This is a genomic window from Corynebacterium sp. KPL2680 (assembly GCF_040225675.1).
Lineage (GTDB): Bacteria > Actinomycetota > Actinomycetes > Mycobacteriales > Mycobacteriaceae > Corynebacterium > Corynebacterium rhinophilum.
The window spans coordinates 20,997-44,629 of the sequence record NZ_JBEHFM010000015.1 but is presented as its reverse complement, the minus strand read 5'-3'; the positions used below and the strand labels follow the sequence as shown (position 1 = coordinate 44,629).

General features: G+C 62.9%; 26 protein-coding genes. 4 read left to right on the top strand and 22 right to left on the bottom strand.

Annotated features, from left to right (window positions below; genetic code table 11):
- Positions 1-9: 9 nt before the first annotated feature.
- Complete coding sequence (locus ABRP66_RS08530) at positions 10-333, bottom strand: DUF4229 domain-containing protein (protein WP_284771022.1); 324 nt, start codon at positions 331-333, stop codon at positions 10-12.
- 38 nt (positions 334-371) lie between these two features.
- On the opposite strand from ABRP66_RS08530, the gene ABRP66_RS08525 reads away from it, so the two are divergent.
- Entirely contained in the window at positions 372-647 is a 276-nt protein-coding gene (locus tag ABRP66_RS08525; protein WP_284771021.1) for a hypothetical protein, read from the top strand.
- On the opposite strand, the gene ABRP66_RS08520 is transcribed toward ABRP66_RS08525, so the two are convergent.
- From ABRP66_RS08520 to hemL, 7 genes are all read right to left on the bottom strand, one after another.
- Positions 644-901 carry a helix-turn-helix domain-containing protein gene (locus ABRP66_RS08520; RefSeq protein WP_023016668.1) on the bottom strand — a complete coding sequence of 86 codons (258 nt, stop codon included), beginning with the start codon at positions 899-901 and terminating at the stop codon, positions 644-646. The two genes, ABRP66_RS08525 and ABRP66_RS08520, sit on opposite strands and share 4 nt — an antisense overlap.
- On the bottom strand, positions 902-1,966 hold the full coding sequence (ccsB, locus tag ABRP66_RS08515; RefSeq protein ID WP_284771020.1) for a c-type cytochrome biogenesis protein CcsB: 1,065 nt from the start codon (positions 1,964-1,966) through the stop codon (positions 902-904).
- Positions 1,967-2,048: 82 nt separating this feature from the next.
- Entirely contained in the window at positions 2,049-3,680 is a 1,632-nt protein-coding gene (locus tag ABRP66_RS08510; protein WP_349838568.1) for a cytochrome c biogenesis protein ResB, read from the bottom strand.
- A 7-nt stretch (positions 3,681-3,687) separates the two neighbouring features.
- On the bottom strand, positions 3,688-4,491 hold the full coding sequence (locus ABRP66_RS08505) for a cytochrome c biogenesis CcdA family protein (protein WP_284771018.1): 804 nt from the start codon (positions 4,489-4,491) through the stop codon (positions 3,688-3,690).
- On the bottom strand, positions 4,492-5,109 hold the full coding sequence (locus ABRP66_RS08500) for a TlpA disulfide reductase family protein (RefSeq protein WP_284783272.1): 618 nt from the start codon (positions 5,107-5,109) through the stop codon (positions 4,492-4,494).
- Entirely contained in the window at positions 5,109-5,717 is a 609-nt protein-coding gene (locus ABRP66_RS08495) for a histidine phosphatase family protein (RefSeq protein ID WP_284771016.1), read from the bottom strand. Before ABRP66_RS08495 ends, ABRP66_RS08500 begins: the two co-directional genes overlap by 1 nt.
- A gap of 50 nt (positions 5,718-5,767) precedes the next feature.
- The gene (gene hemL, locus ABRP66_RS08490; RefSeq protein ID WP_284771015.1) at positions 5,768-7,078 is read right to left on the bottom strand and encodes a glutamate-1-semialdehyde 2,1-aminomutase; all 1,311 of its coding nucleotides are present in this window, start codon (positions 7,076-7,078) and stop codon (positions 5,768-5,770) included.
- Positions 7,079-7,213: 135 nt separating this feature from the next.
- Between hemL and ABRP66_RS08485 the strand changes: the two genes are divergently transcribed.
- Together ABRP66_RS08485 and ABRP66_RS08480 are read left to right on the top strand one after the other, a co-directional pair.
- A complete protein-coding gene (locus ABRP66_RS08485; RefSeq protein WP_284771014.1) occupies positions 7,214-8,053 on the top strand; it encodes an NAD(P)-dependent oxidoreductase in 840 nt (279 codons plus the stop codon).
- A 115-nt stretch (positions 8,054-8,168) separates the two neighbouring features.
- Entirely contained in the window at positions 8,169-9,209 is a 1,041-nt protein-coding gene (locus tag ABRP66_RS08480) for an HNH endonuclease signature motif containing protein (RefSeq protein ID WP_284783271.1), read from the top strand.
- 362 nt (positions 9,210-9,571) lie between these two features.
- Here ABRP66_RS08480 and ABRP66_RS08475 read toward each other — a convergent pair whose 3' ends face one another.
- The 9 genes from ABRP66_RS08475 to ABRP66_RS08435 all read right to left on the bottom strand — a co-directional run bounded on the left by ABRP66_RS08475 (position 9,572) and on the right by ABRP66_RS08435 (position 18,931).
- On the bottom strand, positions 9,572-10,954 hold the full coding sequence (locus ABRP66_RS08475; protein WP_349838567.1) for a protoporphyrinogen oxidase: 1,383 nt from the start codon (positions 10,952-10,954) through the stop codon (positions 9,572-9,574).
- Complete coding sequence (gene hemE, locus ABRP66_RS08470) at positions 10,955-11,989, bottom strand: uroporphyrinogen decarboxylase (RefSeq protein WP_284771012.1); 1,035 nt, start codon at positions 11,987-11,989, stop codon at positions 10,955-10,957.
- Positions 11,990-12,072: 83 nt separating this feature from the next.
- On the bottom strand, positions 12,073-12,627 hold the full coding sequence (locus ABRP66_RS08465; RefSeq protein WP_284783265.1) for a tellurium resistance protein TerC: 555 nt from the start codon (positions 12,625-12,627) through the stop codon (positions 12,073-12,075).
- A complete protein-coding gene (locus ABRP66_RS08460; RefSeq protein WP_284771010.1) occupies positions 12,624-13,484 on the bottom strand; it encodes a hypothetical protein in 861 nt (286 codons plus the stop codon). The genes ABRP66_RS08465 and ABRP66_RS08460 overlap by 4 nt, the downstream gene beginning before the upstream one ends.
- Before the next feature lie 9 nt (positions 13,485-13,493).
- A complete protein-coding gene (hemB, locus tag ABRP66_RS08455) occupies positions 13,494-14,477 on the bottom strand; it encodes a porphobilinogen synthase (protein ID WP_284771009.1) in 984 nt (327 codons plus the stop codon).
- A 29-nt stretch (positions 14,478-14,506) separates the two neighbouring features.
- The gene (locus ABRP66_RS08450) at positions 14,507-16,183 is read right to left on the bottom strand and encodes a bifunctional uroporphyrinogen-III C-methyltransferase/uroporphyrinogen-III synthase (protein WP_284771008.1); all 1,677 of its coding nucleotides are present in this window, start codon (positions 16,181-16,183) and stop codon (positions 14,507-14,509) included.
- Between the two features lie 212 nt (positions 16,184-16,395).
- On the bottom strand, positions 16,396-17,280 hold the full coding sequence (gene hemC / locus ABRP66_RS08445; RefSeq protein ID WP_349838565.1) for a hydroxymethylbilane synthase: 885 nt from the start codon (positions 17,278-17,280) through the stop codon (positions 16,396-16,398).
- A complete protein-coding gene (locus ABRP66_RS08440) occupies positions 17,281-18,615 on the bottom strand; it encodes a glutamyl-tRNA reductase (RefSeq protein ID WP_284783259.1) in 1,335 nt (444 codons plus the stop codon).
- Between the two features lie 76 nt (positions 18,616-18,691).
- Entirely contained in the window at positions 18,692-18,931 is a 240-nt protein-coding gene (locus ABRP66_RS08435) for a glutaredoxin family protein (RefSeq protein WP_349838564.1), read from the bottom strand.
- A gap of 97 nt (positions 18,932-19,028) precedes the next feature.
- Between ABRP66_RS08435 and ABRP66_RS08430 the strand changes: the two genes are divergently transcribed.
- Positions 19,029-20,066, top strand: coding sequence for an HAD family hydrolase (locus ABRP66_RS08430; protein ID WP_284783257.1), 1,038 nt, complete (start codon positions 19,029-19,031; stop codon positions 20,064-20,066).
- A gap of 69 nt (positions 20,067-20,135) precedes the next feature.
- On the opposite strand, the gene ABRP66_RS08425 is transcribed toward ABRP66_RS08430, so the two are convergent.
- From ABRP66_RS08425 to ABRP66_RS08405, 5 genes are all read right to left on the bottom strand, one after another.
- Positions 20,136-20,507, bottom strand: a complete 372-nt coding sequence (locus ABRP66_RS08425) for a DoxX family protein (protein ID WP_284783256.1) — start codon at positions 20,505-20,507, stop codon at positions 20,136-20,138.
- Positions 20,508-20,718: 211 nt separating this feature from the next.
- The gene (locus ABRP66_RS08420) at positions 20,719-20,820 is read right to left on the bottom strand and encodes a 30S ribosomal protein bS22 (protein WP_003855542.1); all 102 of its coding nucleotides are present in this window, start codon (positions 20,818-20,820) and stop codon (positions 20,719-20,721) included.
- 276 nt (positions 20,821-21,096) lie between these two features.
- Positions 21,097-21,285: a helix-turn-helix domain-containing protein gene (locus ABRP66_RS08415; RefSeq protein WP_005276651.1), complete on the bottom strand. Its 189-nt coding sequence runs from the start codon at positions 21,283-21,285 to the stop codon at positions 21,097-21,099.
- Between the two features lie 250 nt (positions 21,286-21,535).
- The gene (gene proC, locus ABRP66_RS08410; protein ID WP_284771003.1) at positions 21,536-22,327 is read right to left on the bottom strand and encodes a pyrroline-5-carboxylate reductase; all 792 of its coding nucleotides are present in this window, start codon (positions 22,325-22,327) and stop codon (positions 21,536-21,538) included.
- 81 nt (positions 22,328-22,408) lie between these two features.
- Entirely contained in the window at positions 22,409-23,626 is a 1,218-nt protein-coding gene (locus ABRP66_RS08405; RefSeq protein WP_349838563.1) for an Rv0497 family membrane protein, read from the bottom strand.
- Between the last annotated feature and the right edge of the window lie 7 nt (positions 23,627-23,633).

Sequence of the window (23,633 nt, the reverse complement as noted above, 5' to 3'; positions counted from 1 at the left end):
TTTGCGCGCCTAGGCCTCCGCGCGGCCTTCCAATTCGGCCTGTACCCAGCGCTTGTGCGCCTTGCGTTGCGCGGAGTACTCCGCCAGCGTCTGCGTGGCCTCGATGCGCCAGTTTTTAAATATCAGCATCGATAGCGGCAGGGCCACAAAGAGCGCTAGGAGCGCTGCCACGAGTACGGGAATGGGGAAACCAATCCCTACCGCCAGCAGCTCGATGACCGCGGTGAGCGCGAGAAAAAGCACCACGCGCGCGAGCCCGTATTTCCATAGCGCCTTGCGCGAACGACGGCGCAGTTCGGGGTCTGGTTTCGGTGGCTCAGGGTTGTGCGTCATGGGGGTCGATTGTACGCCGTACAGGTAGAATAATCCGCATGGGTCGACTAATCCTCCTACTGCTTTTTGTCCTCGCCGCTTACCTGGTGTGGAAGGCCTTTGGGCCATCGTCCTGGAAGTCCCGCCAGGTTGAAGAACAACCGCGTTCCATCAAGGGCCCCGATGATGACGAGGAATTCCTGTGGAACCTGGAAAAGGAGCGCTTCAAGCAGCGCCGCAAGCAGGAGGCCGAGGAAGAAAAACGCCGCCAGCGCCGCACTCGCGACGCCGACGGCAACAATGGTTCAAAGGGCCCGAACGACAACCAGGATTAATCCTTTGGCACGAACCGCATCTCAAGTCCCAGCGCTTCTGCCACGGCGGTAACCTTCTCCCACCGCACGCCTGCCCCACCGTGCTCGATGGTGTGGAGGGTGGAGCGGGAGACCTGGGCGGCATCGGCAAGCTGCTGCTGGACGATGCCCAACTCACGCCTCCGCTGCGCAATCTGCGCGCCCAAGCCCAAGATGAGCTCGTTATCGCCGGCCGGCTTTCCCTGTTTATTGCGCGGGCTATGGTTGGTGGCCATTTAGTTCAGCCCCGCATAGGAGTGCAGGCCGGAGACCACCATATTGATGAAGAAGAGGTTGAATACCATCGCCGCCATGGCCAAAACGTTGATCCACGGCGCCGCCTTGCGGAAGGCCGGGGTCGCGCGCGCGTGCAGGTAGGCCGCATAGAGAATCCAGGTGGCAAAGGACATGGTTTCCTTCGGGTCCCAGCCCCAGAAGCGACCCCACGCGGATTCGGCCCAGATGGCGCCCAAGATGATGCCGAGGCCCAAGGTGGGCAGGGTGATAACGGCCAAGCGGTACGCCAAACGGTCAATCTTGGCCGCAGATGGCAGCGGATAAGCCAGAGCACCAAAGATGCCGCGCTCCGCGTTCTTTGGCTGCCACTGGCGCAACAGGGTCAATAGCGAGATGATGCCGGAAATGATGCCGATGGACGCGCCCAAGGACACCACCGTGACGTGGATGGGCAGCCAGTGCGATTGCAGGGCCGGCACCACCGGTGCAGACTCCGCATAGAGCTTGGTGGAGCCGTAAAACATCAGCGCCAGTACCGGGGTAAGGATCCACGGCCAGACCGTGCGCCATTCCTTGCGCTGCATGGCGATATTGCCCACCAGCAGCACGCCAAAGCTCACCATCAACACGTACTCGTAGAGGTTGCCAAATGGGAAACGGCCCGTCGCCAGACCGCGTAGCACGATGGCAGCGGCATGCAGGGCAATGCCAACCCACATCAGCGAGCTGGTCATGCCGCCGAGCTTATCCAGCTTGCGTTCCTTTTCCGCGACTTTTTCCTCGCTCATAGTTGCTGCCGCGGAGGCTGCCTCAGCTTCGTAATCGGTGCTGGCATCCGTTGCGCCCGTGCCGGTTGCAGCGTCAGAGCCGGTAGCGGTGCCAGCCTCGGCCCCTGCGCCGACCAATACCTTGGACGCCTCCGAGCGGCCCACGCGGCGCGCCTCGATGAGGCTGCGTATGCGGCCGTAGTACAACAGCGACATCAATAGCGCGACGCAGTACACCACGAATGCGGTCTGCACCGCGAGATCCGAGAAGTTCGACAGATTCTGATCAATCTGCAAGGGAGTCCACCTAGCCTTCACACGTGCGGGATAATGCTGATTACCTTACTCATGCACACAGCGGGATCCAACTATAGTTGGATCAATCATCAGTATAGAGTTTGTCTTCTTCCACCTCATCTGGATCCGGAAGCTCCAAGAGCGCGCGGTGCAGCTCGTGGAATTCCTCAGACCAGCCGGCGCGGTCGGTGCGGGCGAGACCACCCATCTCGAGGGTGGTGCCGCCGGCAGACTCCGGCTGCAGGCGAATATAGACGCGGCGGCGCTTAATCATCAGCGAGGCCACGAGGGATACCAACATGACCAGCGCGGATGCCAGCACCCAATTCTGGAATGGGTCATAGGAGACCTGGTAATTGGCAAATTCATTGGCACCGTCAAAGGTGATCTTGGTGCCATCATCAAGCGTGACGTCATCGCCTTGGCTCAGGTTCACGCGGTCGATCTTCTGCAGCTGCCCCGAGTGCACGAGGTTTGAATCCAGCGAGAAGAGCGACTGCGGCGTACCGGTATCGAGGCCGGCATCACCGCGGTAGATATCGACCGCCAACGCCGGATCATTCAGGCCCGGGTGGGAGGACTGCAAAAGCTTGCCGTTCTCACCGCTCCACTCGGCCGTCGGGGCGAAAAGCCCCTGGATGGCCAGCTGGTTTTGGCGGCGCTCGAAAAGGTCCGGGTACATGCCTGCCGGCGGGTCAAAGCGCAGCACGCCCGAAGATAGGAAGAAGGTCGTGTCAGTGGGCTGGAATTGGATGGTCTGCGTGCGCTTTTCACCATCCGGCCACTCCACCGTCACCGTCGGTGCATAGCCGTGGCCCTGCAGGTAGACGCGGTTTTGCGCCAAGCGCAGCGGGTGGTTGACCTTGAGCTCATAGTCCTTCCATTCGGAAGAGTCCTTATAAATATCGTCACCCTCCGCGTAGGAGACGTTGGAGGTAAACATCTCCGCCTGGCCATTGGGCAGGTACTTCGCGGTGAAGTCGTGCGCGGTCATGCAGAAGGGGTGGAGCCCAGTGCCATCGAAAAGCGGCCCTGCCCGGAAGGAGTCAAAGTTCGAGGTGGAGGTATTACAAAACTCCGTGGACTGCTCCAGCGAGGTATTGCCGCCCTGCGAGCCGGACTCCGTCACCACGATGACCTGGCCCTCGTAGTTGACCAGGCGGCCGGCGGCCACGGTGACCAGGATCGCTACCAGCGCGACGTGGAAAATGAGGTTGGCCAGCTCGCGGCCGTAGCCGCGCTCGGCGGAAAAGGCGTGCACCCCGGCGCGATCCTTATCCGGGCTGTATTCGGCCACGCGCCATTTTTTCAGGCGCTTGTGGATCTCCGCGCTGAGTTCTTCCTCGCTCTTTTCCGAATGCCCCTCGGCGCTCAGCGGCAGGCGGTGCAGGTACTTCGGCGCGCGCGTGGGCTGCGTGCGCCACGCCTTGTAGTGATCGATGGAGCGCGGAATGATGCAGCCAATGAGCGAGACCGCCAAAAGCAGGAAGATGGCTTGGAACCAGATGGAGGAAAAGACATCAAAAAGCTGCAGCTTATCGTAGATTTCCACTACGGTGCCATTGGATTCGATGAACTCCTGCACGTTCTGCTCGTTCAGGTCGCGCTGCGGCAAGAGGGAGCCGGGGATGGCGGCGAGCGCCAGCAGGAAAAGCAGGGCCAGCGCGGTGCGCATGCTGGTAAGCCAGCGCCAGGCTTTGCGGATATATTTCACGTTTCTCCTAAATGAGGGTTGCGCCGTAGTCCACGGTCCATTTCTGGATATAGGAAATAAACTCGCCCCACAGGCCGGTAACCAGAGCAAGGCCCACGAGGATCATCGCCACGCCGCCAATGATCTGAATGGTGCGCGAATGCTTGCGGGCCCACGAAATGGTGCGCATCGCCCGCGCGGACCCCAGCGCCACCAGCAGGAACGGCAGTCCAAGGCCCAGGCAATACCCCACGATGAGCAGGGCGCCGCGGGCGGCGGTCATGCCTTCGGTGCCGGCGGAAATGGACACAATCGCTGCCAGCGTGGGGCCCAGGCACGGCGTCCACCCCAGCGCGAAAACACCGCCCAAAAGCGGCGCGCCCAGCCACGTAGTCCAGCGCTTTGGCGCCAGGCGGGTGTCTTTCTGCAGCGCTGGAATAGCCCCCAGGAAGACCACGCCCATCAAGATGGTGACGCCACCGCCCACGCGCATCAGCGTATCGGCGTTGAGCGTGAGCGCGGAAATCGCGCCAAAGACCGAGACCGTCGCCAGTACAAAGACCACGGTAAAGCCCAAGATGAACAGCGCTGCCGCCAGCACGACGGCCCATTGCCTGCGCTTGCCGACGCCCACCCCCAGCTTCTCGTCATAGCTCACCTCACCGCCAACCACGCTAGCGAGGTAAGAGATATAGCCGGGCACCAGCGGGATGACGCAAGGGCTGGCAAAGCTGACGAGACCCGCCAGAGCCGCGGCGAGGATGCCGAGGATCAACGGGCCGGAGGTGGCAGCTTCGGCAAACTGGCCGCCGATATTTGCTGCGTATTCCATTTATTCCTTTTCTAATTCATCCACAACATCCATCACGTCATCGGTGGTGATGGACCGCAAGAAAACGGTAGCCGGGCGGTGTTGTTTATCCAAGACGATCGTGGTCGGCACCACGGACGTAGGTACGCCGCCGAGCGCGGCGGCCGTCTTAAACGGCGGGTCATAGATGGAGGGGTAGTCCAGGCCGTTATCGTCCAAGAAGTCATTGGATACCTGCGGGTTATAGTCGCGCACGTTGATGCCTAAGACCGTGCCCAAGTCGCGTTTTTGCAGCTCGGCGTGCACCGCCTGCAGATCATCGGCCTCAGCGCGGCACGGCGCGCACCACTGACCCCAGGAATTCAAGACCACGACTTCGCCCTCGTAGTCATCCAAGGAAATGGTCTTATCCGTATCGCGGACATCGGCGCCGCTGAAGCTGCGCAGCGGTTTCCTATCGGCTTCCTCGTAGTGGATTTCCCGCTCCCCGCCCGGGGAGATGAACTCGAACTCGCCGCCGGTGGCCACCGCGTTTTGGGCGTTTTCGGCGTCCTGTGTGCAGGCAGAAAGGGTCAAGGCGGTTGCAGAAAGCGCGGCTGCCACAACGCGCGTTGCCGCACGGGTGCGTGTGCGTGCCATTAAATCTCCTGCGCCGGCGCGGAGTAGAAGATATCGGTGACCTGGTTATCCTCAAAGAGCAGCGAGGTTACCGAGGCCAGCGCGCACTCGCGATTCCACGGCGCATGCGGCAGGCGCTGGCCCAGCACCGTGCGCTGCACCATCACGATGGGCAGCTGGTGGCTCACCAGCACGGCCTCGTGGCCTTCTGCCGCGGTATGCGCGCGGTCGACCGCACCGAGCATGCGCTCGGCGATGCCCTCATACGCCTCACCCCACGACGGCTCCAGCGGGTTAGTCAGCTTGGGCCAGTGCCGCGGGTTCCACAGCGCCGATCGCAGGCCCTTGGTGCGCAAGCCCTCGAATTGGTTGCCGGACTCAATGAGCGTCTTATCGACGTCCACATTTAACCCCGTCACCTGCGCAATCGGCCGCGCCGTTTCCTGCGCGCGCTGCAGCGGCGAGGCCGCCAAATAGGTCACATCATGATCGCGGAAGCTTTCCGCCGTCCGCGCGGCCATGGAATGCCCGCGCGAGGATAGGTGATAGCCCGGAATGCGCCCGTACAGGATCTTTCCTGGGTTGTGTACCTCGCCATGGCGCACGAGGTGAACGATGGTGCGTGTCATGTCTCTCCTTGTTGAGCAGGCCTAATTGTGCAGGCCTAGTTGCGCAGGCCTTATTGTGCGGGACGCGCTGCGGCCGCGGCCTTCGCGGCGGGCTTGAGGGCGGCATCGATGCGCTCAAAGTCGGCATCGCCAAGAGCATCAGAGACGAACCAAGTCTCGAACGCGCTCGGTGCCACGTAGATGCCGTTTTCAAGCAGCGCGTGGAAGAACGGGGCAAAGCGGAAGTTCTCCGCGGACTGCATATCCGCGAAGTTGCGGCCTTCGCCCTCTGCGAAGCGAATGGAGAACATGGATGCCGCGCGCTGAATGTGGTGCGCCACGCCCTCAGCCTCCAGCGCGGAAGAAATCATCGCGCCGAGCTGGTCGGCCTTTTCTTGCAGGCGGGGGTAAAGGGATTCATCGGCAAGCTGCAGCGACTTCAATCCCGAAGCCATCGCCACCGGGTTACCGGACAAGGTGCCCGCCTGGTAAACCGGACCATCCGGTGCCAGGTAGTCCATGACCTCGGCGCGACCACCAAAGGCCGCAGCCGGCAAGCCACCAGAGACCACCTTGCCAAAGGTCACTAAGTCCGCCGCCACGCCATCGACGCCGTACCAACCCTTATACGAAGTGCGGAAGCCGGTCATGACCTCGTCGAGGATGAGCAGGGCGCCATCGGCATGCGCGATCTCCTTCAGCGCCGCGTTGAAGCCCTCATTCGGGGCCACGGTGCCCATATTGCCGGCAGAGGCCTCCGCAATGATGCAGGCAATCTGGCCCTCGTTCTCCGCAAAAGCCTCGCGCACCGCATCCAGATCGTTATAAGGAACGACGATGGTATCCTTCGCCGTCGCCCCCGTAACACCCGGCGAATCCGGCAGGCCGAACGTCGCCACGCCCGAGCCCGCCGATGCCAACAGCGCATCCACGTGCCCGTGGTAGCACCCCTCAAACTTCAGCACCTTCGCGCGGCCCGTATAGCCGCGGGCCAAACGCACCGCCGACATGGTCGCCTCCGTGCCGGAGTTAACCATGCGCACCTTATCGGCCGCAGTGCGCTTGACGATTTCCTCCGCCAGCAGCGCCTCCCCCTCCGTCGGCGTGCCAAAGCTCAGCCCGCCGGTGGCAGCCCGCTGCACGACCTCCACGATTTCCGGGTGCGCATTGCCGTGGATCATCGGGCCATACGAGCTCACGAGGTCGACGTACTCATTGCCATCGACATCCCACAGGCGTGATCCCTCGCCCCGCTCAATCACGCGGGCCTGGCCGCCCACGGAGCCGAAAGCGCGCACCGGCGAGTTCACCCCGCCCGGGATCACTTTGGAGGAACGCTCGAACCACTGTTGCGACTGGGAAGTATTAGGCATGTCTGTCATTCTAGCGACTCGCGCGACATACAAAAGTTTGACTGTGCATGTCGGCGTAATTCACAGCAACCCACTAAGCTTCCCCGCGGTTCCGTGACACGTCATAGAAACAGCATTCCCACTGAGATGGCACACTGGGGAGGTATGAAGATTGCATTTTTAGGAACCGGACGCATGGGCACCGAGCTTGCCCGCCACCTACTATCCGAGCACGAGGTGACGGTGTGGAACCGCACCGCTGAGCGCGCGCAACCGCTCGTGGACGAGGGCGCGGCGCGCGCCGATACCCCTGCCGCGGCCATCGAGGGCGCCGAGGTCATCATCACCTCCCTCTTCGGCCCCGACCAGATCCGCGAGGTGATCATCGAGCCGCAGCTTATCCCCGAGGGCATTACCTGGATCGACACCACCACCGTCTCGCCTGACGATGCCCGCGAGTTCGCCGCCGCCGTCGGCTCCTACGTCCACTCCCCCGTCGTGGGCTCGCTGGGGCCGGCGCGCGAGGGCAACCTGGGCGTTTATGTCGGCACGCCCGACGATGACCGCCGCGAGGTCGCCCTCGGCCTTGCCGAGGCCTGGGCCGGCGAAGAGAAGCTGATTGGGGTGGAAACGGCGGCGACGGCGGCCATCGGCAAGCTGCTGGCCAACCTTGCCCTAGCCGTGACCGCCGAAGGCCTGCTCGAAGCCCTGCAGCTCGGCGAATCCGAGGGGCTCGATTCCGAGGTCATCCTGCAGATGCTCGACATCACCGGCCTGTCGTTCATGTCGAATATGAAAGGCCCATTCATCACCGGCGAACGCAATACCGACCCCGGCGATTTCACCGTCGACGCCCTGGCCAAGGACGCCAAGCTCATGGAGAGCACCTCCGATAAGCCCCTGCCCGCCGTATCCGCTGCCATCGAGCGCTTCGCCGAGATGCAGGACATGGGCCACGGGAATCAGGACTTCTCGTCCATCTTCGTTTTCCGCAATAAGGGCTAGTTATTCACATGTCGCGTCAACGAACCGCGGCCTTTTAGCGCTTTTCGGGCGAGTTATCCACAGGCTGCGCTCGCGCGCCGCGCTTTAGTTGCGCTATCACCTTAGGCTGCGTGGCATGACAGCACTTCAGGCATACCTCGCGGCCCTGGCGCCCGGCATCGACATCGTCGCCGGGTGCACAGGCATGTCCGCCCGCGAGCTGCGCGCGGCCGGTGCGCCGAATCGGACGGCGCGCACGCTGCTCACGCTTGCCGATGCCTTCTTCTCCCCCACCTCCTTTTCCCGGCAACAACGCCGCGCCGTGGCCGCCGCCCGCGAACGCGCCCACGCGCTGCCAACGCTGGAGGTTATCGAGCGCTACGCCACGCGCGCCAAGACCAAGCGCCAGGCGTGGCAGCTGCGGGTGGAGCTCTGCCGCACCGCTGCGGATACCGATGAGATGGAAAAGCTCGCGCGCAAGAAGCTGCGTGAAATCAATCCACCCACCCCACCGCGCCCCGGCGTGCGCATTCGCCGCCGCAAGGACGCGCCGTGGACGCTCGCGATTACCGGGCCATCCTCCCTCATCGCGGACTTAGAGTCCAACCTGGACGAGGATGCGCCTTTAGATTCCGTCGCGGGGCTTTTCTCCGGCGCCGCCGCCCCGCGGCCGACGGTGACGACCAATGCGATCATCACGCTCGACGAGCTCGACCGCATCATCGACGGTGACGGCGAAGAAATCACCATCCAACTCACCAATGGTGCGCGGCTTACCGGCGCCGAATTGGTCGCGCGCACGCTTTCCGAGCGTGGCCTTATCACCCTCGTGCATCCCTTCGAGGGGGCGGTGAACCTCTACCGCACCGAGCGCATGGCCAACGAGAAGCAGCGGCTCATGGCCGCCGCCGAAAATCCTGTCTGCCCGTGGCCGCGGTGCAATTATCCCGCGGATAAGTGCCAAATCCACCACCTAGAAGCCTGGCAGCACGGCGGCGATACCAATATGGCCAACCTTGCGGCCTGCTGCCCGTACCACAACGGCGTCAACGACGATGACCCGAATGCCCCACCGCGCCGCGGTCACCTCGCCCGCAGACGCGGGCGGGTGGTGTGGCAACCGCCCTGGGCCGACACCGTGCCCGATGCCGTGCCCGGCCCCAGCGCCGAATCCTAGCGCCCAGGCCCCAACCGGCATTCCCGGCCGAGGGGTCAGGCCCTCGCACATGCCAATTATCTGCGCGCATGTCAGGTTTCCGCACGCGCGTGCATTGGCCACAAGCGCCTGGTCAGGCAGCAGTAACCCTGCTGCCTGTTTAGGCATGCCCAAATCCGCCTCGCTGCTTATTCCGAACCGCATCACGGTTCAGCCGCGCCATCGCCGGTGATGCTTAACTACCGCCAGCACCAACCACCAACTTCGCTAGCTGCAACCGGCGCTGGCTCCCAGTGGAGTCAACTACAGCCGGGGTTAGTTTCAACCACCACGGACTGCAAGTGGTGCCAATGGCAAGCAAACGTTAATTGCAGCCGCGCGAGCTAGCTGCTAGCGATGCGGGCGGCGGCAGCGCGTGCATCCGCGATGACCGCAGGCACGCCCACGCCGCCGGCCCAGGCACCGGTGACGTCGACGCCTGGGGATTGAGACAAGGCATCGCGCACGGCCGCCACAGTGTCGAGGTGGGTGGCATCAAAGCGCGGCAGGCCGCCGAACCAACGCTGGGTGAAGATTTCGGCGACGCCAGCAGCGCGGCCGTCGAAGCCGGTCAGGTGCTGCAGGTCATCGAGGGCGTAGTCCACGAGGTCGTCTTCTTCGGCGCGGACGATGGCGTCGTCGCCGAACCGGCCGAACGAGGCACGCACCAGCGCCCCGCCGCGCTCTGCCAGGTGCGGCCATTTGCGCGATGACAGCGTGAATGCCTTTGCGTGCACGTCATCTTGGTCGGTGGCGACGAGGATGCCGGAGTTTTGTGGCAACGCGGTACCGGAGGGATCGGTGTCGGAGTCGAATTTGAGGCCCACGACTGCCGATGCCGCCAGCTTCACCCCCTTCAACCGCGTTGCCGCATCCGGAGCCACCTTGGGCAGCAGGCGCGCGGCGGTCGGTGCCGGGGTAGCTACCAGCACGCGGTCGAAGGGCGCAGTATCGCCCGGCGCGCCGGCCAGGCGGAACTTATCGCCCTCGCGCGTGATGCCAGAAATGAACGTGTCAACGAAAATCTTGGCGCGGGATTTTTCGGCCAGGGTCTCATAGAGTTCGGCGTAGCCGCCGCGGAAGGTCTGGAAAACAGGCCCGCCGGCGCTGGGGTTCTCTGCACGGGATTCCTTGAGGGAGCGCACGGCCGCAGAGAGGGTGACGGGGCCGGAGGCGGCGAGGGTATCGAGGGCATCGGCAAGCGTGGGGATGGTGGCGCGCAGGCCCAGGTCATCGGCGGTGCATGAGTACACCCCGCCCAGCAGCGAGGAAACAACGCGGTCCACCAGGTCGCCGCCGTATTGTTGACGCACCAACTCACCGACCGAGACGTCGCCGCCCACGGTCCACGCGAAGGGCTGCTCGTTATCGATGCGCCGCACCGTGTCCTCCGAAACTAGGTGTGCGACCGGCTCGGAATGCGACGGAATGCCCATCACCCCGCCCTGCGGCAGGGCCTTGAGCTCCCCGCTGTAGACCAGCGAGCGCAAACCTGACGGGTCAACTAAACTGCCGCCCAAGCCGAGGGCGTGGAAGAAGTCCACGGCATCGCGCCGACGGGCGAGGAATGCCTCGGCACCCATGTCGGTGGGGCCGTCATTAAACGGCACGGAATACAGCTTCCCACCGATGCGCCCGGCGGCCTCGAAAACCTCGACGTCGTGATCGCGCAGTTCGTAGGCGGCGGTAAGGCCGGCGAGGCCGGCACCGATGATGGCAATACGCATTTAGCCCTCCTCGTGAATGATGGATACGGCGCGGGTGATGGCCTCCGCGTCGGTAGTGGGCAGCACCCCGTGCCCAAGGTTCCAAATGTGGGTGTCGATATCGCCGCGCTGCTGGGCGCGCTCGACCTCGCCGCGGATGGTGCGCACGGCTTGGCGCACGGCATCGTCGCCGGCGAAAAGCAGCGCTGGGTCGAGGTTGCCCTGCAGCACGCGGGAGCTAACGCGCTGGGCGGCGGCGTCCATGGCCACGCGGTAGTCCACGCCCATGACCTCGGAGCCGGCTTCGGACATCGCCGGCAGCAGCTCGCCGGTGCCCACGCCGAAGTGGATGCGCGGAATATCGACGCTGGCCAGGATTTCCTGCGAATATGGCAGCACGAACTCGCGGTAGTCGCGCTCGTTGAGGTAGCCGGCCCAGGAATCGAAAAGCTGCATGGCGTCAATGCCGGCATCGACCTGCACCCGCAGGAAGTTAATGATGGTGGGCACGAGCCGGCGCATGAGCATGTGCCACGTTTCGGGCTCGGCGTGCATGAGCGCCTTGGTGCGCTCGTGGTTCTTGGATGGCCCGCCCTCGATAAGGTAGCTGGCCAGGGTAAATGGCGCGCCGACGAATCCGATGAGCGCTTGGGTCTCGGTCAACTCGCCGAGGATTCCCGCAATGCCTTGGGCAACTTCGGGCACGTCGGTATCAAGAATAGGCAGCTTGCCGATGTCCCCCTTCTCCCTCACCGCCTTCTCCATCACCGGCCCGCGGCCGGGCACGATGTCGACGTTGACGCCGGCTGCCTTGAGCGGGACCACGATATCGGAAAAGAGGATGGCCGCGTCCACGTCATGGCGGCGCACCGGCTGGAGGGTGATTTCTGCGAGGAGTTCCGGCATGAAGCAAGAGTCCAGCATGCCGATGCCCTCGCGGGCGGCGCGGTACTCCGGCAGTGAGCGACCAGCTTGACGCATCAACCATACTGGCGGACGGGAGGGGGTGCGGCCGAGCGCGGCATCGATAATGGGGGCGCGGTTAAGTCGAGACATACTCCTCATTATGAATCAAAAGTTGGAGCAGGGGCTAATTAGCCGCGCCGCGGGTCTTGCGTTCCCTGTGCGCAAGCCAGGCGTCAGTCGCTCCCGTGGAGGCTGCGGTGGGCAATGAACCGGTTGGACTGGGGCCGGAAGAGCAGGACCACCGCGATAAGCAGCGTCACGGCGATCAGTAGCAGGCCGAGACCACCGATACCAAGCGCCAAAGCTGCGATATTGAAAAAGAGGGCAATCGCAATGACGACTGAAATAATGCGGCGCGCCCACTTCGATCCATTGGCGAGTTGCGCGGAAAAGAGCGCCAGAATGATTGCGCCGATGATATTAAATACCGAGACGAATAAGCGGTTCGACCGCACGTACTCGGCGATGCCCGAATCCGAGGGCTCCATCTGCTCGCCGCCCCCGCCGAAGATACCGACCATGCCGCTAACCAGCATGATGACGGCTGCAACAACGAGCACCCAATACGCCCACTGGAGAGGGCGCGGCCACACGGACAGGTCTTGTTCCTGGGTGATGTTTTGTACGGGGCGGTTATAGTCGCGGGGGCCTGGGCGTTGATTCTTATCCGCAGCATCGTCACTTTGACCGTCATCGCGCCGGCCGTGGCCGGGGAACATACTGGTCATCGGTTGTCCTTGTGGTCATCGCCAAGCGATTGCTGGGAGGAAGTTTCCTTACCCCGATCCTTGGCACCCTTCTCCTTGGCTTCCTGCTTTTCGCGCTTCTCACGCTCTTTATCCCGGCGCGCCTGCTCGAGTTCCTTTTCCAGCTCGCGCATTTGCGCGAGTTCGCCAGTGTAGTCGAGGGTGTCGGGCTTAATGGAAAAAATGAGCCCCAATACGGCGGCGACGCCGACCAAGATTTGTACCATGCCGTCAGCGGCAAAGAGCCAGTCGGGGACGTCAGCACCCGTGGGCGTGACCATGAAAGTCAGCAGGATGCGGAAACCGAAGTAAATGGAAAAGGCGAACCAGATGCGGCGCGAAGTGCCCGCGCGTTTTGATGGCCCCGCCAGCGACTTCAGCAAAAAGAGCAGCAGCACCAGCACGCCGATGGCAATGGCAGCCGATAGCGCCACCGACCCATAGGCGGCCATTTCAATTAAGGAGTCCGAAACTTCTTCGCCGTCTTCGCCACCCGAGGTGCTTTCGACCATCTGCTTGGCCTGTGCCATGAGCACATCGTGGTTGAGCAGGGTCAGCACCACGTTGAGGATCTGGTGGACGGTCTCCCCGGCGACGACGCCCAGCCAAAGCCACAGCATGTAGACCACGGTCTCGGGGCGCTTGGAACCGCCCTGCGAGCCCTTGCCGCGCTGGTCACGCGGGTCACCGGGCTGCGGCGACCGAGGCTGCAGCTTAGGCCGCGATTCTCGTTGAGGCTCTCGCTGCTTATCGCGCTGTGGCCCAGGATTGCCGGCCTGTGGCGACTCGGGCTGCGGCGACTCAGGGCGCGGCGACGGACGAGGAGAAGGCTGTGTCACAAGAATCCTTTACTTGAGCAGGCGTGCGGCTTCGGTGGCGAAGTACGTCAGGATCTGGTCGGCACCGGCGCGCTTGAAGGCGGTGAGCGATTCGAGCATGATGGCCTCGCCATCGACCCAGCCGTTGGCGGCACCGGCCTTGATCATCGCGTACTCGCCGGAGACCTGGTACACGGCGACGGGTACCGAAGAGGTCTCCGCGATTGCGGACAAGACATCCAAATACGGCAGGCCCGGCTTGACCATGACGAAGTCGGCACCTTCCTCGATATCGAGCTCGGCCTCCAAAAGGGATTCGCGGAAGTTGCGCGGGTCCTGCTGGTAGGTGCGGCGGTCGCCCTCGAGGGAGGAGCCGACGGCTTCGCGGAAGGGGCCGAAGAAGGCGGAGGCGTACTTCGCGGAGTAGGCCATGATGGATACGTCATCGCGCCCGGCTTCATCGAGATCAGCGCGGATGGCGGCAACCTGGCCGTCCATCATGCCCGACGGCGAAATGATCTGCGCGCCGGCTTCAGCCTGGGAGCGGGCCATTTTTTGGTAGAGCTGAACGGATTCATCGTTAAGCACGCGGCCCTGGTCATCGAGGACGCCGCAGTGTCCGTGCGAGGTGAACTCGTCGAGGCAGGTATCGGCCATGATGATGAGGTCATCGCCAAATTCCTCCCGCAGGGCGGCAATGCCGCGGTTCAAAATGCCGTCGGGGTTCCAGGCCACGGAGCCGGTGGCGTCCTTGTCCTTTTCCAGCGGAACGCCGAAGAGGTCCACGCAGGTAACGCCGGCCTCGAGGGCTTCTTCGGTCGCGCGGCGCAGCGAGTCAAAGGTGTGCTGGTACACGCCGGGCATGGAGGAAATCTCATTCGGCTCATCGAGGCCGTCTGCGATAAACATCGGCAGAATCAGATCCGATGGGTGCAGCGTGGTTTCGGCCACGAGGTTGCGCATCTGCGGCGTGGAGCGCAGGCGGCGGGGGCGGCGGGCAGGAAATGAGCTCATTGGGTACTCCTTAGAGCGAGACTAAAAACTTACGCCTTCTCGACCTTAGTAGTCTTCTTGCGCGCGCGACGCTTCTTGCGGGGCGCGGGCAGGTTACCGGCGGCGCGGAGGGCGGCGACGTGGCTAGCGAGGGCATCGACAAGCGCGGGCACGTCCGCAACATCTGGCACGACATCGACGCGCAGGCCCAGCTCTTCTGCTGCTGCGCTTGCCGATGGCCCGATGCACGCGATGATCGTCCGCTGGTGCGGCTTGCCGGCGATGCCCACCAGGTTGCGCACGGTGGAACCGGATGTAAAGGCCACGGCGTCGAAGCCACCAGTCTTGATCATGTCGCGGATTTCTGCCGAGGGCGGGGCGGCGCGCACGGTGCGGTAAGCCACGACGTCGTCGACGTCCCACTGGAGGGCCTGGAGGCCATCGACAAGCGTGTCGGCGGCGATATCGGTGCGCGGCAGGAGGACGCGGCTAACGGCGTCGATGTCTTCGACGTAATTGGGAAAGACCTCGAGCAGGCCCTCGGCGTTTTGCTTCTTCTTGTGCGGCAAAAGCTCCGGCACCATGCCCTTGGCGCGGATGGCATCGGCGGTCTTGGTGCCCACGGCGGCAAGGTGCACGCCGGCGAAATCGCGGGCGTCCAGGCCGAGCTGGGAAATCTTATCCCACACGGCGGTCACGGCGTTGACGGAGGTAAAGACGATCCACTTGTAGCGGCCTTCGACGATGCCCTTGATGGCGCGGTCCATCTGCGCTGGGTTGCGGGGCGGCTCAATGGAAATCGTCGGCACGTTCTGCGGGATGGCGCCGTAGCCGGCTAGGCGCGCGGACATGGGCCCAGCCTGTTCCTTGGTGCGCGGCACCAGCACGCGCCAGCCATAGAGCGGGCGGTTTTCCCACCACGAGTATTTGGTGCGGTCATCGATGCTGCGGCCAAGGGTCACCACCAGCGGGCCGGACAAATCCGCGTCCAGCTTGGCGATGGTCCCCAGCGTCGTCTCATAGGTGCGCTGCAGGCGCGTGGTGCCGTGGACGGTCACAAAGGCCTCGGTTTCCGCCGGCATGCCGCGCTGCTGCAGCTCGGTGGAAATGTCTGCCAAGTCTTCCTTGGTGGCCTGCAAGACGATGGGCTGGGTGGCATTGGCGAGCGCGTCCCAGTCGGCGCCATCGGTGACATCGGCCTCCGTGTACGTCGATCCGAGCGCCAGCCCGGCAAAGGACGGCACGGTCGAGGGCAGGGACATGCCCGGCACGACCTGGAATTCCAGGCCTGCGGAGGCCACGGCGTTGATTTCGGCCTTGATGGATTCGCGGTTGAGCGGGTTACCGGTTACGAGGCGGATGACGTCCTCGCCATCGGCCTCGGCAAGGCACTCGCGCAGCTGGCTTACGATGTCCTCGCCCGGTGCGTAGAGCACCGCGGCGGTCGGTGCCGGTGGGCGGGGCGGCTTGCGGCGCGCGCCCTTGGCCTTGGCATCGGCGCACATCTGCGCGTATTCCTCTTCCGCGGCATCCAGCAGCTCTTGCGGGACGGGCAGCGCGGTGGCGACAGCATCGCGCACGCCCTGCATGACCTGCGGATCGGTCACGGCGATAGCGTTATTGGCCAGAACTTCGCGGGCGCGGACGGTCAGCAGGTCTGGGTTTCCCGGACCAGCGCCCACGAAGACGATCTTGCCCAACTGGGTGTCTGACACAGCATTGCTCATAAAGTTCTTTTCTAGATCTGGGCCCGCGGCACCGCACACGGACATGATCGCCTGCAGTGTTTCTCCCCGCGCCGTCGGTGGGTATCAAGGTCATAACGGCCAAAATCCCAGGCGCTACGTCCTGGGATGCCCTTAAAGGGGGCCGGGTATCATTGCAAAAAATGATCTATGGTATCTACACCTTAAATTATTAGCGCTTAAAGTAGAAATTACTAACCCAGCAGGTCGGCCGCGCCTTGGGTGAAAAGCTCATCAGAGACCCGCGCGCCCAACTCCGCAGCTTCCGCCGCGGCGCCAGAGGCGGTGGCGGTCAATTGGCGGGAACCATCCAGCGCAAAGACGCCGCCGCGCACCGTTAATTGATCGCCGTTCCAGCGGGACGTAGCGGCCACGGGCGCGGTGCAGCCGGCCTCGAGCCGGGCGAGAACGGCGCGCTCGGCAAGGGCAGCGGAGGTGGCTTGATCATCAACAACGGCGTCTAATGCCGCGGCCGCCTCAGTGCCAGCGACGGCCTCGATGGCCAGTGCTCCTTGGGCAGGAGCGGGCATGAATAATTCTGGGTCGAAGATATCGCTCGCCCGATCTTCGTAGCCACCGCGCAGCAGCCCGGCATAGGCCAGCACCACGGCATCGAGCTCGCCATCGGTCACCTTGGACATGCGGGTATCGATATTGCCGCGCAGCGGGCGGATCTCCAGGTCCGGGCGCAGGGCGGCCAGCTGGGAGATGCGGCGCGGCGCCGAGGTTCCCACCCGCGCGCCCTCCGGCAGCTGCATCAGGCTCATCCCGTCACGGGCGACCAGCACCTCGCGGCTGTCCTGGCGCTGCGGGATGACCAAACGGAAGCGATCATCCTCGGCTGTGGGCAGGTCCTTGAAAGAGTGCACGGCGATATCGCATTCGCCGCTGTACAGCGCCTCGCGCAGCGCCTGGGTGAATACGCCCACGCCGATGCGCTCGACCGGGGCCATATTGGTATCGCCGGCGGTGGTGACGATGTGAAGTTCGGAATCGAATCCGGCATCGATAAGCCAATCGCGGACGTGTCCTGCCTGGGTGGTGGCAAGCTTGGAGCCACGGGTACCAATCTGGAACATTTACGCCTCCTTATTCAGCGTGGGCAATTCATTGACGGCCACGGCAACGCCGGAGCCTTCCAGCTGCAGGCCAAAGAGTTCCTGCAGGGCATTTTCGCTGCTAAAACTGCTATCCGATGCCGCCAGCTTCTTCGCCCGCACCGTCGGTTCATGCAGCAGCTTGTCGGCGACGCGTTTGAGGGCACCTTGGACATCGGCAAGCTGCTTGCCCTCTAGCTCCGGGTGCTTTTGCTGCAGGCGAGCCGCCTCGCACTCCACGAGATCCGCCGCGCGGCGGTGCAGGGCGCTAACGGCAGGTGCCACATCGCGCACGCGTTGGGCAGAGGTATAGGCGGCAAGCTCCTCGTCCACGATGGTGCGGGCCTGCTCGTGCGGGTCCGTGCCCGCCGCGACATCAGTCGCTACCGCCGACAGGGACTTGCTGAGGCGCTCGATATTCACCAGGTCCACGTCATCGATTTCAGTTGCCGCGTCATCGATATCGCGCGGGAGGGAGAGGTCAATGAGCATCAGCAGGTGCGCGGGCGGAATGTCGGACGCGGTAATGGTAAAGCCTTCGGCGCCGGTGGCGGAGATGGCGAGGTCGACATCGGCAAGCGCGGCGGCGCGATCCTCAAAATCCACCACGCGGGTGTGGACCCCGGCCTCCTCAGCGTGGCCGGCAAGGCGCTCGGCGCGCTCGCGGGTGCGGTTGGCAATCACCAGCTCGCCGATGCCCAGCCGGCCTGCGTGGGTGGCCGCAAGCGAGGCCATCGCCCCGGCGCCCAACACGAGCGCGGACTTGCCCTGCAGATCCTCCGCATCGAGGCGCTGCAGCGCCTGGTCAAAGGCGAAAGTCACCATGGAGACGCCGGCCTTGTCGATCTCCGTTTCCGAGTGCACGCGCTTGCCGGCCCGCAGCGCGGACTGCGCCAAGGCGTGGATACGCGGGCCAACCGTACCCTGCTCGGAGGCGGACTGGTAGGCAGAACGCACCTGACCGATGATCTGTTGCTCGCCCACCACCATCGAATCCAGGCCGGAGGTAACGGACATGAGGTGTTCCGCGGCGGCATCGGCATAGCGCACGTAAAGGTAATTGCGCAGCTCTTCCTCATCGACGTGGGAGACTTCCTGCAGCACCCGGATGACGTCCTGCACGCCGGTGTGGAAGGAATTGGTCACCGTATAGACCTCGAGGCGGTTACACGTGGAAATGATCATCGCCTCAGTAAGGGACTCGGTGTCAACCAACCGCCCGCAAGCGGAATGCTGCACCACATCGTCCATACTCAATTTTTCCAGCAACGCCACGGGTGCCGATTGGTGGGACATTCCCACAACGAGCACGCTCATGCTCCACACTCCTCAACCTTTTGATTGACCGCAATGGTTCCAAAGACTACCCCGCGTGGGCGCGGAACCCGAATCGTCAGCGCAGCTCCGCAGTCAACTCTTCGTTATCGACTTCCCAGCAGGCGAATTCTTCTCCGTCTATCACTACAACGGGAACGCGGTCACCGAATTCCATCTCGAGCTCGCGGCTATCTTCCACGTTGCGCACTTCCAGCTGGGCACCGGCCTCCTGGATAACGGGGGTAATCTGCTCTTTTACCCGTTTACAGGAACCGCAGGTGGGGCGCACCATGAGCTCGACTAGATGCTGGGACATAGGGGCGGGATTCTCCTCATAAGGACGCAGACGGGGGAAACGTTTACTATGGACATGTTAGTCCACCCCGCGTTTGCGAAAGCTGTTTATTCCACTCGTGTCCGCTTTACCTCCCCCCGGATTCCCCGAATCTCCCCGCGACTTTTTGGCCAATTGGACGGCCTCGCGCGGCAATCTGCGCAACTTCTTAGAAAACCAGGCGCTGGCCCCCTTGGGCGAGGAAGAACAGCGCGCCGCAGGTGAGGCGGCCGCTGCCGCCGCTTTAGAGGAATTCGGACTCGAGCTCGAGGACTTCGCCTCCGGCGTAGCCTCCGTCTCCGGCTCTTATGACGCCGCAGGCTCCCCGCGCATCACGGACCAGGATCCGGACGTCCCCGTCGATGTCGGCGTCGCCGCCTTTTTCGACGTAGACAATACCCTCGTTCAGGGTTCCTCCTTGGTGGAATTCGGCTTTGGGCTCGCCCGCCGGCGCTATATCCGCATCTCTGAGATACTTCCGGTTGCTTGGAAGCAAATAAAATTCCGCCTCTCTGGCGCGGAGAATGCAAAGGACGTCGCCGCCGGCCGCGCGCAGGCCCTAGAGTTTGTCAAAGGCCGCAGCGTGGACGATCTCATCGATCTCTGCGAGGAAATCGTCGAAGCTTCTCTCGCCCGCCGCGCATACCCCGGCACCACACAGCTCGCGGAGATGCACCTCGCCGCCGGCCAACAGGTGTGGCTCGTTACCGCTACCCCAGTCCAGCTCGCCCAGGTTTTGGCGCGCCGCTTTGGCTTTACCGGCGCCCTCGGCACCGTCGCGGAGGTAGAAGACGGAAAGTTCACTGGCCGCTTGGTGGGCGATATCCTCCACGGCCCAGGCAAGAAGCACGCCGTTGCCGCCCTTGCTACCATCGAGGGCCTCGATCTGGACCGGTGCACCGCCTACTCCGACTCCGCCAATGACATGCCCATGCTCACCATGGTGGGCACCCCCGTAGCCATCAACCCGGACCGCAAGCTGCGCAACATTGCAGAGAAGCGCGGCTGGATCGTCCGCGACTACCGCTCCATCCGCCGCGCTATTCGCACCTATGGCCTTCCAGCGCTTGTCACGGCCGCCTTTTCCTATGGCGGCTGGCGCTATTTCCGGAAGTAGAAATACAGCCAGCACTGCCGACTCTAAACGGTCGCTCAGCAAATTACTTTCTTAAGCCCGTCGGTGTGGCTATTGCTCCCCCATCGCCGCGAAGTTCAACACGAGCACAACCGCACTAAGAATCGTCATCCCGAGGCAATTTACCCAAAACTCCTTACCCACGAAATTCGCCTTGATATGAGCGATAATGGCGAAAATAAAGTAAGCAAGTACGCCGACGGAGACAGTGGTTGTAATCGACGGGTTATTCAAAACGGCTCCGACGATCAAGCCAAGCGCAGCGAGCGCCTTAATTCCGATAAGCACCCACCACCAATCTTGCGGAAAATTGACTCCGCTAAGGCAGCGACTAATGAACTTGGGCGGCTTCACAGAAAGCACGGCATCGCCGATCAAAACGATGGCTAATAAATACGTACCGAATACAGATAAGGACCCCACTCAGGAACCTCCCTTGAAACAGATGCTAAACACATGAAGCATCGCATGACCCAGCTTTTCTGGGTTGAATTGATTCTACAGCTCAAAACAATCGACCGTATGTGGAGAGGTGCAGCGGAGGCACGACCGGAAATCCAAGCTCGGCGTTAAAACCAGAAAACCTCCGCCGCCGCGCTAAGGCACGGTGCGGAGGAATCCTAGGCTATTGGGTTTACTTACCCAACTTACGACGCTGCACGCGGGTGCGGCGCAGCATCTTGCGGTGCTTCTTCTTGGACATGCGCTTGCGGCGCTTCTTGATGACAGAACCCATAACAGGCGTCCTCACTTTCTTTTAGTACGTACTGTGAACCTGCCGGCGCCTGAAACGACAAAGGTGCACTCTTTGCCACCTTGGCCGCACATATGCGGGCCATCACGGCGTGCCGACACGAATGCGATCCATCTTACCTAGTCCCCAGCGCGTCTCCAAAAGTGACCCCGATGGCGACGCCGGCAAAAGGAAGCGCGCGGGAAAACGAGACAGCGCCCACCACCGCTGACCAAGAGTGGCCAACAGAAGTGGGCGCTGCCTTAAAGGCGCGAGAACCTACGCTCCGTAAACGGATGCCTCGAGGTACTCGTTAACGGCAGACTCGTGAACGCGGAAAGAGCGTCCGACGCGCACAGCCGGCATTTCGCCTGCGTGAACCAAACGGTAGACAGTCATCTTAGAGACGCGCATGATTTCGGCGACCTCCGCGATCGTCAGAAAGGTTCCTTTTTCTTCATTTGCCATAATTATCTAACCCTTCAGCTCGTTACGCGCTGTAGGCTTCCCCTCCCACAGGACTTCACGCACGTGCTCGTCCCAGCCTATCGTGAAACATGTGACTAATGCGACCCAAGTGCCAAATTTTTTCACAGCAGTTGTTCAGTTCACCGCCAAAAGCGCTGCTTAACAACCGCCCCATGACTCTCGGACTGCCCCCGCGTGGTGCGAGGTAACTACACCCCACCACGGGGAACTCGCCGCATTTGGCGGGCTTCTAGCCCAGCTCCTTAGCCTTATCGGAGCACGCCTCGGCGGCGCGGTAGAACGCACCGCGCAGGCCAGACTCTTCCAGCTCGCGCACGGCCGCGGCAGTGGTACCGCCTGGCGAGGTCACACCCGCGCGCAGCTGCGTTGCCGAGCGACCGGAGTTGGCCAACATATCGCCGGAGCCGGCAGCCGCCTGGGCTGCGAGCTTTTCGGCGATATCGCGGGGAAGGCCGAGCTGCACGCCGGCATCGACAAGCGCCTCTGCCACAAGGAAGAAGTAGGCCGGCGAGGAACCAGCCAGGGCGGTCGCAGCATCGATGTTTTTCTCCGGGATGACCGCGACCTCACCAACGGCCTCGAGCAGCTCTCTCACGCCCTGCATCTGGGTCTCAGTAACGTGCTCGCCGGCGGCGCAGGTGCACATGCCGCGGCGCACCAGCATCGGCGTATTGGGCATAACGCGCACAACCGGCACGCCCTCGCCCGCAGCGGCCTGCAGGGCCTCCAGCGTTAGCCCAGCAGCCATAGAGACCACCACGGCGTCCTTGGCTGGGCTAATCTCGCCCAGCAGGTCCAAGATGGCGTAAGGCTTGACGGACGCGAAGATATAGTCCGCGCCGTCCACCGCCTCGGCGTTATCCGTCGTGACATTAACGCCATAGTTGCTCTTGAGCTCTTCACCGCGGGAGGCTGTGCGGTTAGTCACCGTGATATCGGAAGCATTAAAGCCCGATTCCACAAGACCCGAGGTCAAAGCCTCACCGATTTGTCCTCCACCTAAAATTGCAATCTTTGTCATGGTCTCCACAATGCCAAAAATAACGCCACCCGGCTACCTCCACGAAGGAAGCAGCCGGGTGGTTCTCAGCAATTCGCCGGTTTAGAGCATGACCAAAAGCAGTGGGCCAAAGGTCAATATAAGGCCGGTAAGGCCCGCAAGGAACATGGAGAAGCCATCGCGGGCGGTGCGTAGCGCATGCGTAACTCCGACCATAATTGCGGTCACGCCGAGTGCCAAGATGGCCACAACGATGCGCGGGAAGTTATCCCAAAGAACTTCAAAGCCCTTGAAGATAACAATGGCCAAGACAATGCCCACGACCACCATGATGAGGATAGACATGGGGTTGAGCTTCTCGTGCTCTTCGGTAACTTCCTCGTCCCGCACCTGAGACAGCTCGCCGGTATCGTCAGGCTTCTTCGCGGCCGCCACAGGCTTCTGCGCAGGCGCGGCAGCCTTGCCCTTGGTTCCAGCGTCCTTGGCGCCCGCTGCGGTGGCTGCAGCGGCACCTGTCCCGGCAGCGCCAGCTGCGCCAGCTGTTTCTTTAGCACTGGATTCAGCGGCATCAGCGGCGTCCTTCCGCTTGTCCTGCAAGGACTGCGACTTGCCGATGCGCTGCATCACCGCAGTGTCATCTGCGGATGGCTGATGGGACTTCTTCTCGGCGTCCTTTGCGCTCGCCTTGTCCTCCGGCTCCGACTGCGCAGGCTTCTTTCCCTCCTGCGCGTTTGCCTTCTGTGCTGGGGCAGGCTTAGCCGTCGGCTGCGAGGCAGGCCCCGCCGCAGGCTTGGGAGAAGCGGTCGGCCCACTCGGCTTTCCGTTCTTCTTCGGCGCTGGGGACGCGGTGGGAGTACCAGCGGAAGGCTTCTCTGCGGCCGGCTTAGGGGAAGCGGATTTAGGCTGGAACGGCCTGCTTTGCGCAGGCTTGCCGATGCCCGCCTGTCCCGCAGCCGGGTTGCCTGCGGCAGACTTGCCCGCAGTGGACTTGGCGCCAGCAGGCTTAGCACCGGCAGGCGTGGAACCAGCTGGCTTGGAGCTGGTCGGCTTCGCCGTGGCGTTTTTCTCAGCGGCCTGCTCGTCCTTGGACTTCGGCGCCCGGATGACAGGGGCGTCATCGTCGATGGATACGTTGGTGTGCTTCGCCTCAGGCGGGGTGGACTTTACCTTTTTCAGGCTGCCGGTGAGCTCAGCAACGGATACGCCGCCCTCATCGAGGCTCCGCCGACGGCGGCGAGAGGTCTTCTCGTCCTTGTCCGTGCGGTCCTTGTTGTTGCGAGCCAGCAGCTCGGCCACGGTCAACTGTTTTTCGTCAGCCATGATCTCT

Coding starts and splice junctions, on each gene's coding strand:
- hemL (WP_284771015.1), bottom strand. CDS start 7,078: ATGACAGACATGCCTAATACTTCCCAGTCGCAACAGTGGTTCGAGCGT.
- ABRP66_RS08465 (WP_284783265.1), bottom strand. CDS start 12,627: ATGACCAGTATGTTCCCCGGCCACGGCCGGCGCGATGACGGTCAAAGT.
- ABRP66_RS08435 (WP_349838564.1), bottom strand. CDS start 18,931: ATGTCCCAGCATCTAGTCGAGCTCATGGTGCGCCCCACCTGCGGTTCC.
- ABRP66_RS08480 (WP_284783271.1), top strand. CDS start 8,169: ATGACAGCACTTCAGGCATACCTCGCGGCCCTGGCGCCCGGCATCGAC.
- ABRP66_RS08405 (WP_349838563.1), bottom strand. CDS start 23,626: ATGGCTGACGAAAAACAGTTGACCGTGGCCGAGCTGCTGGCTCGCAAC.
- proC (WP_284771003.1), bottom strand. CDS start 22,327: ATGACAAAGATTGCAATTTTAGGTGGAGGACAAATCGGTGAGGCTTTG.
- ABRP66_RS08475 (WP_349838567.1), bottom strand. CDS start 10,954: ATGCGTATTGCCATCATCGGTGCCGGCCTCGCCGGCCTTACCGCCGCC.
- ABRP66_RS08520 (WP_023016668.1), bottom strand. CDS start 901: ATGGCCACCAACCATAGCCCGCGCAATAAACAGGGAAAGCCGGCCGGC.
- ABRP66_RS08415 (WP_005276651.1), bottom strand. CDS start 21,285: ATGGCAAATGAAGAAAAAGGAACCTTTCTGACGATCGCGGAGGTCGCC.
- ABRP66_RS08450 (WP_284771008.1), bottom strand. CDS start 16,183: ATGAGCAATGCTGTGTCAGACACCCAGTTGGGCAAGATCGTCTTCGTG.
- hemB (WP_284771009.1), bottom strand. CDS start 14,477: ATGAGCTCATTTCCTGCCCGCCGCCCCCGCCGCCTGCGCTCCACGCCG.
- ABRP66_RS08440 (WP_284783259.1), bottom strand. CDS start 18,615: ATGAGCGTGCTCGTTGTGGGAATGTCCCACCAATCGGCACCCGTGGCG.
- ABRP66_RS08420 (WP_003855542.1), bottom strand. CDS start 20,820: ATGGGTTCTGTCATCAAGAAGCGCCGCAAGCGCATGTCCAAGAAGAAG.
- ABRP66_RS08485 (WP_284771014.1), top strand. CDS start 7,214: ATGAAGATTGCATTTTTAGGAACCGGACGCATGGGCACCGAGCTTGCC.
- ABRP66_RS08500 (WP_284783272.1), bottom strand. CDS start 5,109: ATGGCACGCACACGCACCCGTGCGGCAACGCGCGTTGTGGCAGCCGCG.
- hemC (WP_349838565.1), bottom strand. CDS start 17,280: ATGTTCCAGATTGGTACCCGTGGCTCCAAGCTTGCCACCACCCAGGCA.
- ABRP66_RS08530 (WP_284771022.1), bottom strand. CDS start 333: ATGACGCACAACCCTGAGCCACCGAAACCAGACCCCGAACTGCGCCGT.
- ABRP66_RS08525 (WP_284771021.1), top strand. CDS start 372: ATGGGTCGACTAATCCTCCTACTGCTTTTTGTCCTCGCCGCTTACCTG.
- ABRP66_RS08505 (WP_284771018.1), bottom strand. CDS start 4,491: ATGGAATACGCAGCAAATATCGGCGGCCAGTTTGCCGAAGCTGCCACC.
- hemE (WP_284771012.1), bottom strand. CDS start 11,989: ATGTCTCGACTTAACCGCGCCCCCATTATCGATGCCGCGCTCGGCCGC.
- ABRP66_RS08495 (WP_284771016.1), bottom strand. CDS start 5,717: ATGACACGCACCATCGTTCACCTCGTGCGCCATGGCGAGGTACACAAC.